The sequence below is a fragment of the Chryseobacterium urinae genome (assembly GCF_030518295.1).
Classification (GTDB): Bacteria; Bacteroidota; Bacteroidia; order Flavobacteriales; family Weeksellaceae; genus Chryseobacterium; species Chryseobacterium mucoviscidosis.
On record NZ_JAULSJ010000062.1, the window covers coordinates 1 to 7443 of the forward strand.

A 7443-nucleotide genomic window follows, 5' to 3' on the forward strand; every position below is an offset into this window, starting at 1 on the left:
TATTAAATCAAATTTCTCCATTGCGGTTGCTTTTATTTCATCAGCAATATCTATATAGGGTTTCATGGCGCTGTAATCACTATGTCCAGTCCACTTCATTACTACTTGCGGAGGAATCCCAAGTGATAATGCATTGCAAATAAATGTTCTTCTACCGCAGTGAGTTCCAAGTAAAGAATATTTCGGTAACACTTCGTCAATTCTTTTTTTTCCCATATAATAAGTCTGCGTAATAGGTTCATCAATTTCTACTAACTCTGCCAACTCCTTTAGGTAGTCATTCATTTTTTGATTGCTAATAACGGGTAAAGCTCTATTTTGCACAAAATCTTCATCTTTGTATTTTAACAAAATTTCACGACTATGCGCATTAAGGTCGATTGTGAGATTATCAGATGTTTTTATAGAATTTATTTCAATGTGTTTTTCTTTGACGTCCGATTTCCGTAAATTAAAAACATCAGAATATCGCAGACCGGTAAAGCATTGAAATAAGAAAACGTCCCGAATTTTTTCAAGATGTTTCTTGTTTTCGGGAATTACATATTCACGAAATCTCTTCAATTCATCCTGTGAAAGAAAAATAACTTTTTTCGGAATGTTCTTTAGTTTTGGTTGAAATAGTTCGAAATAGGAATTTGTTTGATATCCTTTTCTTTTTGCCCATTTTAAAAACCACTTTAAAGACTTAAACTCTTTCAGAATAGTAGAGTTTTTATGATTTTTTGATTCCAAAAAATGTTGGAACTTGTTATAGCCCTCCTCATCCAAGTTGTCAAATTTTAAATTGGGATTAAATTCTGTTAACTTGTTTTTTAGCGTATTCATCTTCATCAAGGTTTTATCTTTCCAATATGAGTTTCTTGATTCTTCTTGAGTAAATAGGTCAAAAACATCAAAAAAAGACTTTTCTTCTACAATTTCAGTTTTCGAAGTTCTCCCAACTTCGCAATTAAAAGATTCACGGAATTGTTTTGAGCATGGAGACATTACATCAACTTCAAATTTTTGAAAAGTTCTTTGACAAGCCGATTCAAATTCTTGAATTTTCCTGTTGATAATGCTTGCGAAAATTTTCTTATCGCCGTGAGTTGTATTGGCCTTACAGCGTTGTGTTTCCTTGCTCCATTTTTGTATTTCTACTCTATATCCCAAATTGAAAGCCACAATATTGCCATCCCACTTAATGCGATATCGCAGTTTTGCAGTAGGATTGTCTTTTTCCCTGTCAAGAAGAAATTGAGCGTGATACTTTATATTCATATTAGAAAAATTGATTATCGATTTTCAATAGAACCCAATTTAAAGTCCCGTATTGACACTCCTTCTGCTTTTATAAAGTCATCTAAAGAGTATTTTAAAGTCTTTATCAGTTGGTTGTCAGCATAAATATTTATTGTTTTGGACAAGGTTGGTAAAGTTGTTTGTTCTGAACTGTTTTTATGTGTGTAGATTTTTAAAGAAAAATATAAAACAGGTTCGCGGGTTTCAAAAGATTCAATGGGCTTTAATGAGTTTGCTAATATTCCTGTTTCATTTCTATTACTTGTAAGCTCCTGGGAAATCTTCATTAAGTCAGTGAAAGATGTATAATTAAACCCTCCTGCTTCATCTTTCCAATTGTTCGTTCCCATTGTATTTGTAACAACTGAAATATCCTTATCTCTCGTATCAACAATCTGTTCTAAATTTCCATTATTCACTTTTACAATACGAAGCCATATATTTTGATTGTATTTCTCAATGTCCCCTTCGTTTATTATCTCAATTTTCAACTTTTTTTGAATTTTTATTAAATCTGCTTTTTCATCTTCTAATTTCTTATTTTCTTTTTCCTGATATTTTGAAAAAACCTTTTGTGCGATTTCTGCATCTCTACTTTTCCAATTATTCAAAGCATTTTTCTTCTGCTGAGCAATCACGATTCCCCCAAATAAAATAGCACTAATTATCAAAATCCTTTTCATAGTTATTTTTTTAAAATTTCAAGAAGTATAGTAACCTGTCTCATGCTATCCGATAGTTGCTCTTGACTGGTTTTCAATCTTTCTGTTAGTTCTTTTTGTATTTCTTGATAGCCTTTTTGAAGTTCTATCATATTAGAAAACTCGCTATGCGAAATAGTAACATTTCCACTAATATTTCCATTAATGTTGCCGTTTACATTATTTCCTGAGCCATTATTATTAATGTTTTGGTTGTTGGTTTTTAGCATTTCACCTGATTCCGAAATAAACCACTCTGGATTCAAATCGGTATAAGTGTATAGTATTTTTTCAATAGTATCTGAGTTGAGTCCCGAGTTGTTTTTTATAGCTCTGCCAATTAAACCAACAGACAAACCAGCTTCAACAGTGATTTTATTGGGGTTTAACCCTTTGTAGGTCATGTAACTTTGCAATCTTTCAGTTATAGTCATCTTTAATTTTTTTTTTGTTTTTGAGATTAAAATATAGATATATTTCAATATTTATTTTATATTTGCAATACAAATATAGTAAAATATATACAAATAAGTATTTTTTTAGAACAAATTACAATAAAAATTTCAAAATGGAAGATTATAATAGACCAATTTGGCAATTGACCATAGGTGAATTTGTGGAAATTTTAGATGCCAGAAAACAAGAATCATCAGAAAACCCCACACAAGAAAAGGTATTTAATGAAAAGTATGTTTACGGTCTTTCTGGATTAGCAAGAATATTGGGATGCTCTAAAAATCATGCAGGAAAATTGAAAAGTAAGGGAATTTTTGATGAAGCCATCATTCAAAATGGGAGAAAAATTATCATTGATTCGGAAAAAGCATTAGAACTTTTTAAAGATAACAGCTGATGGAAAACATAACCCCACAAACACCTCTTTGCAATCTGACCGTAAAAGAATTTTTAGAGATATCTAAAAATTTAAATTCTGAAAATATGTATGAATACGGTTTAAAAGGTTTGGCAAAAATTCTGGGCTGTTCCATTTCAAAAGCATCCAAGATTAAATCTTCAGGAATTTTGGATGAAGCCATCATTCAGAAAGGAAACATCATCATCATCGACAAGAAAAAGGCTATAGAACTTTTTGCAAGCAGTTAGAAATGTATTACTTGGAACTTATCGACCGATTTTGGGACTTCAATCACAAGGCAAGACTTGGCTCTTCGGCAATTTCGCTCTATCTGTACCTTTTGAAATTAGGAAAGGACAACGATAGTTATAAGGTCGTTATTTCCGATGTTGCACTCGGTAATGCATTGGGAATAACTAGAAAAACCGTAAAACCGACCAAAGATAAACTTCGCGAGTTGGGTCTTGTTGAATTTGAGTCCAAAAGTGGATTTCCTTGTAATTACAGAATTCTGTTAAATTACTTATCTGATATTCCCATACTGGAGAAAATAGAGAAGGAAAAAATCGAAAAAGTACCAAGTTTGGAAATTGTTGAAAAACATGAAACTTTAAAGAGAAGCGATTCGTCCAAGGAAGTTGTTCCCAAAATCAGTAAATCTAGTGATAAAGTTTCCATTACTGATACTTCCAAAAGCAGCAAGTCAAAAATTATTCCCGAATTGGAAGAATTTATTCAGTTTGCAACAACTTTAGAGGATTATCAGCCTCTTTTGGACTCTGTAATTGAAGAAAAATATCATTCGTGGTTAGAAAACGACTGGCGGAATAGTTCTGGAAGACCCATTTCCAACTGGAAATCCTCATTAAAAAGTATCCTGCCCTATTTGAAGAATAGTCAAAATGATGATACAGTTTCCGTCGATTCCATTCCAAATATCAAACGACCGAAAACATCATGAAATCAATAAAAAGTCGATTTCATTTCTAACAAATCGTAAAAACTTAAAACAATGAAAATATCTGACTTAAAACCTGGTCAAAAAGTAACCATCAATAAAATATCTTACGAATATCTGGGTATCCAGAAAGTGAGGATCCCCAATATAGGAGAAGCCGAAAAAAGGGTGTTCAAAGCAACTGGTGTTGATTCCTACAAACACTACAATCTCATTGATGGAGACAAAACACTGAAAAGTGAGAAAATAAAACTAGTAAAGAAAACTGTTCGAACCAAATAATTACCATCTGAAATCAGGAAATAAGAAATCAGGAACATTAAGAATAGAAAATGTCTTTATCTGAAAAAGATTTGCGCCATGTCCGAAAGAAGTTTGAGGACAAGGGAGAAAAAGTTCCCGACAAGATTCGGCTGGGAAACCATTTCGTGGACGACTTTATTTTTGATGACCAACAAGCGGCGGACATCCCAATCAATGCGCTTCGAGTCATTTTCAATATCGTTGCAATTATCGGCAATGAACAGTTTCGTCCCGAAGACCGTCCGAAGCAACTTTCCCTATTTGATGAAGAATTTGAAACAGAAAATAACATTTTCGCCTCCATCAAAATCCGGAACAGTAAAATTTCTCCGAGTGGTTCCACAAAGCAGGTTGTGGATGCCTATGAGTTTCTCGCCAAATTTAAGATGGGATGGTACAAATCGCTTAATTCAAAAGGGAAAGAAATCAAAACATTTGGCGGACTTATTTCTACGCCAACCTATGACCAAAGAGGTTTTACCACATTTCTAATTAGCAGTTACTGGCTGAAAAAATTATTGGTTATTCCCGAATATAATTATGTACTCTATCATCTGGTGTATAATATCAGAAACAACAAACACATTATTTTCTCCATCTGGCTTTCAAAAATTCCCGAATCGGGAACAATGCTGAAGCTGGGTAATTTCAATAAAAAGTTTGGGTTAAATTATAAAAATACCAAAGATTTCTGCTTCAAATTTCTAAAGCCCATCAAAATCAATCTCGACAGATACAATAGTTTTTCTTTCCAATACAGGTATGAAAAGGATTCCATATTTATTGTTCCTATCTTAACCAAAGGATTTTCTCATCCATTTGAAGAAGCAAAAAAACTTATAGAATCAAACCAAGAGAATTTTAACCAAAGTCATAAAATTAACCGAAGATTGCTCTATTTCAAAAAACGATATAGATTAGACGAAGCCGAAACAGTCCAGTTTTTCCATCAATACGAAAATATACCGCAGACAAGGGAACTGATTGAAAGAGCCTTCAAGGAATTTATTAGGAACTGCAGAATGAGAAAGATAGCATCGACCGACTTTAAAGGTCAAAAATTTCTTATTGAAATTCAGGCACACATCAAGCATTTGTATAGAAATACAAAAATGGGAGAAATATTCCCTAATGGCTATCCGATGATTGTCTGATTTCGGAATTGCACTCACCACCAATTCGGAATTGCACTCACTAAAGTTAAAGAAATGTTAAAAATGAACAAAATAACAGCATCGAATTCGGAATTGCACTCACCCGAAGATTTAGAAAACACAAAAATTGTGGATAACCTAGCTGTTTTGTGGATAACTACGGTTATCAGAATAAATGGAAAAATCGATTCGGAATTGCACTCACCCCAAAACAGGCTTTATTTCGGAATTGCACTCACCCAAATTTCGGAATTGAACTCACTAGTTTTCGGAATTGAACTCACCGAAAAACACCATTAAATCCTTTGTGGCAAAAGAAGAATGCCGTTTGCTAAAAGTAATATAAAAATAAATTAAAAGTCTTTTTTATTTAAAAGGGAAATGTGGATAAGTAATTTGCATTAAAAGAAAAAAAATGAATTGCGAAAAAGTCAAGCAAAACGTCGGAATTCGGGCGGTTTTGGAGTCGTTCGGGCTGTTTCCGGTCAAAGAAAATCCGAAAACTGCGTTTTATTTTGCGTTGGACCGGGAGGAAAAAATTCCAAGTCTGGCGGTCGATTTTGTCAAAAACAAGGCGTTCGATTTTGGAAATGGAAAAAGTTACGATGTGATTTCAATTGTCCAACAGATAAAGAAATGTTCCGTTTCAGAAGCATTGAAATGCCTTTCAACATTGGATTTTAGAGTTCAAAATGAAATAAAATATCACGAAACTACTGGTCAAACATGCAATCAGATTTTAGAAATCAAAGAAATCCAGCATCCTGCATTAATTCAGTATCTGAAGTCCCGAAGAGTTTTTGAGCAAAAGCATAGGGTTAAGGAAATTCACTACGAATTGAAAGGAAGAAAATATTTCGGAATTGGATTTCAGAATAAGTCCGGAGGTTTTGAGATTCGCAATCCACAGTCAAAAATATGTTTGGGAAAAAAGGATGTGACGTTGATTGTTAATGATAACAATCTCAAGAACGAGATTCTCATATTTGAGGGCTTTTTCGATTATCTGACCTACCGAAATTTAGACAAATCAGATAATTCAAACTGTGATTACTTGACTTTAAATTCAACTGCAATGTTTTTCAAGGTGGAAGAAAAACTGAAACAATATGAGAAAATTTCACTTTTTCTAGACAATGATAAGAATGGGAAATCGGTTAAATTAAAAATTAAAAGTCAATACAAAAATGTAGAGGATTGCTCTTTAATTTATCATAATTTTAAGGACTTGAACGAGTGGTTTTGTAATATTTGATCAGTTTAAATCATTGGAGAAACCATTTTCCAATGAATTTCCTTTAGTTTTCCATTAACAACCACGTCCATTGATTAAGTTTCCCAACTGCGGTTGGGCTTTTACGTTTGCAAATGTAGGACGGCACCACCCACACAAAAAAATCTTTTTGGGTTTCTAAAAAAATTCTTTCCACAAGCTCCAACAATTTTTCCAGACACTCCTAAATCCTTCGGACAAAAAGATTTCAAGCCCGATTCGGAATTTTCTGCCTTTATCCAGCGGAACCGAATCGGGTTTTGTATGGATGGTGCCGTCCTATGTTCATGGGCAAAGAAAAAGCCGGAACCTCAGTTGTACGAATCAAATCAACCATAGACGTTCTTTGAAATCAACGGAAAAACAATAAAAATCCAGCAAAAAATACTGTTTTCTAACTTAATATAAAAAAAGAAAAATGCCGAGTGTCCTCGATACCAAATCAATTCACTCCCAACATTTGACCTTTGACAAAACAAAAATTAACAAAATATTAACATTTTAAAATTTAAGATTATGAACACAATCGTAGGTAGAATTACCAAAAATGCAGAAATCAACACCTTGAAAAACGATAAACAGGTCGTAAACTTTTCGGTAGCACCCAATGACTAAATTACTAAAAAAAGTGGAATTGAAAAGCATATGCGGCTAAATATTTAGGCTTTTCAATTCAAGACTTCATCCCGCATTTTGCCAATACAATGTTGAACTAAACCTTCGGTAGCTTTCTCAGCGCTATATTTAGTTACTTTGTAAAACTAATTAAAAATCAGTAAAATGGCAACAAAAAAAAGAGTGTAGAAGAGCTTAGAGAAAACAAGATCATCAATCAGGCAAAGCGCGAAGTTCCGGGATTTGCGGAGCTTTTGCATAGGTTTGAACGTACGGTTTCTGTATTGGGAAGAAGCCAG

10 protein-coding genes are annotated in these 7443 nt (G+C 33.3%); 7 read left to right on the forward strand and 3 right to left on the reverse strand.

Annotation, left to right across the window (positions count from 1 at the left end):
* The 3 genes from QWT87_RS20670 to QWT87_RS20680 form a co-directional block, all read right to left on the reverse strand.
* A partial coding sequence (locus QWT87_RS20670; protein ID WP_302718582.1) for a site-specific integrase occupies positions 1-1263 on the reverse strand: 1263 nt, incomplete at its 3' end.
* Positions 1264-1277: 14 nt separating this feature from the next.
* Positions 1278-1967, reverse strand: coding sequence for a hypothetical protein (locus QWT87_RS20675; RefSeq protein WP_024564038.1), 690 nt, complete (start codon positions 1965-1967; stop codon positions 1278-1280).
* 2 nt (positions 1968-1969) lie between these two features.
* Positions 1970-2419 (reverse strand): hypothetical protein, encoded by a 450-nt coding sequence (locus tag QWT87_RS20680; protein WP_302718587.1) that lies wholly within the window; start codon positions 2417-2419, stop codon positions 1970-1972.
* Between the two features lie 134 nt (positions 2420-2553).
* On the opposite strand from QWT87_RS20680, the gene QWT87_RS20685 reads away from it, so the two are divergent.
* From QWT87_RS20685 to QWT87_RS20715, 7 genes are all read left to right on the forward strand, one after another.
* The gene (locus tag QWT87_RS20685; RefSeq protein ID WP_024564040.1) at positions 2554-2838 is read left to right on the forward strand and encodes a DUF3853 family protein; all 285 of its coding nucleotides are present in this window, start codon (positions 2554-2556) and stop codon (positions 2836-2838) included.
* Positions 2838-3089 (forward strand): DUF3853 family protein, encoded by a 252-nt coding sequence (locus tag QWT87_RS20690; RefSeq protein ID WP_024564041.1) that lies wholly within the window; start codon positions 2838-2840, stop codon positions 3087-3089. Before QWT87_RS20685 ends, QWT87_RS20690 begins: the two co-directional genes overlap by 1 nt.
* Before the next feature lie 2 nt (positions 3090-3091).
* Positions 3092-3802, forward strand: a complete 711-nt coding sequence (locus tag QWT87_RS20695; RefSeq protein WP_024564042.1) for a ribonuclease H family protein — start codon at positions 3092-3094, stop codon at positions 3800-3802.
* A gap of 51 nt (positions 3803-3853) precedes the next feature.
* Positions 3854-4081, forward strand: a complete 228-nt coding sequence (locus QWT87_RS20700; protein ID WP_024564043.1) for a hypothetical protein — start codon at positions 3854-3856, stop codon at positions 4079-4081.
* Between the two features lie 50 nt (positions 4082-4131).
* Positions 4132-5256, forward strand: coding sequence for a hypothetical protein (locus QWT87_RS20705; RefSeq protein WP_024564044.1), 1125 nt, complete (start codon positions 4132-4134; stop codon positions 5254-5256).
* Positions 5257-5319: 63 nt separating this feature from the next.
* A complete protein-coding gene (locus QWT87_RS20710; RefSeq protein ID WP_123903502.1) occupies positions 5320-5556 on the forward strand; it encodes a hypothetical protein in 237 nt (78 codons plus the stop codon).
* Between the two features lie 115 nt (positions 5557-5671).
* Positions 5672-6511 carry a toprim domain-containing protein gene (locus QWT87_RS20715; RefSeq protein ID WP_024564046.1) on the forward strand — a complete coding sequence of 280 codons (840 nt, stop codon included), beginning with the start codon at positions 5672-5674 and terminating at the stop codon, positions 6509-6511.
* The last annotated feature ends 932 nt before the right edge of the window (positions 6512-7443 follow it).

What these genes read in the sequence shown, in the direction of transcription:
- QWT87_RS20705 (WP_024564044.1), top strand. Translation starts at nt 4,132, where the DNA reads ATGTCTTTATCTGAAAAAGATTTGCGCCATGTCCGAAAGAAGTTTGAG.
- QWT87_RS20680 (WP_302718587.1), bottom strand. Translation starts at nt 2,419, where the DNA reads ATGACTATAACTGAAAGATTGCAAAGTTACATGACCTACAAAGGGTTA.
- QWT87_RS20690 (WP_024564041.1), top strand. Translation starts at nt 2,838, where the DNA reads ATGGAAAACATAACCCCACAAACACCTCTTTGCAATCTGACCGTAAAA.
- QWT87_RS20675 (WP_024564038.1), bottom strand. Translation starts at nt 1,967, where the DNA reads ATGAAAAGGATTTTGATAATTAGTGCTATTTTATTTGGGGGAATCGTG.
- QWT87_RS20695 (WP_024564042.1), top strand. Translation starts at nt 3,092, where the DNA reads ATGTATTACTTGGAACTTATCGACCGATTTTGGGACTTCAATCACAAG.
- QWT87_RS20715 (WP_024564046.1), top strand. Translation starts at nt 5,672, where the DNA reads ATGAATTGCGAAAAAGTCAAGCAAAACGTCGGAATTCGGGCGGTTTTG.
- QWT87_RS20710 (WP_123903502.1), top strand. Translation starts at nt 5,320, where the DNA reads ATGAACAAAATAACAGCATCGAATTCGGAATTGCACTCACCCGAAGAT.
- QWT87_RS20685 (WP_024564040.1), top strand. Translation starts at nt 2,554, where the DNA reads ATGGAAGATTATAATAGACCAATTTGGCAATTGACCATAGGTGAATTT.
- QWT87_RS20700 (WP_024564043.1), top strand. Translation starts at nt 3,854, where the DNA reads ATGAAAATATCTGACTTAAAACCTGGTCAAAAAGTAACCATCAATAAA.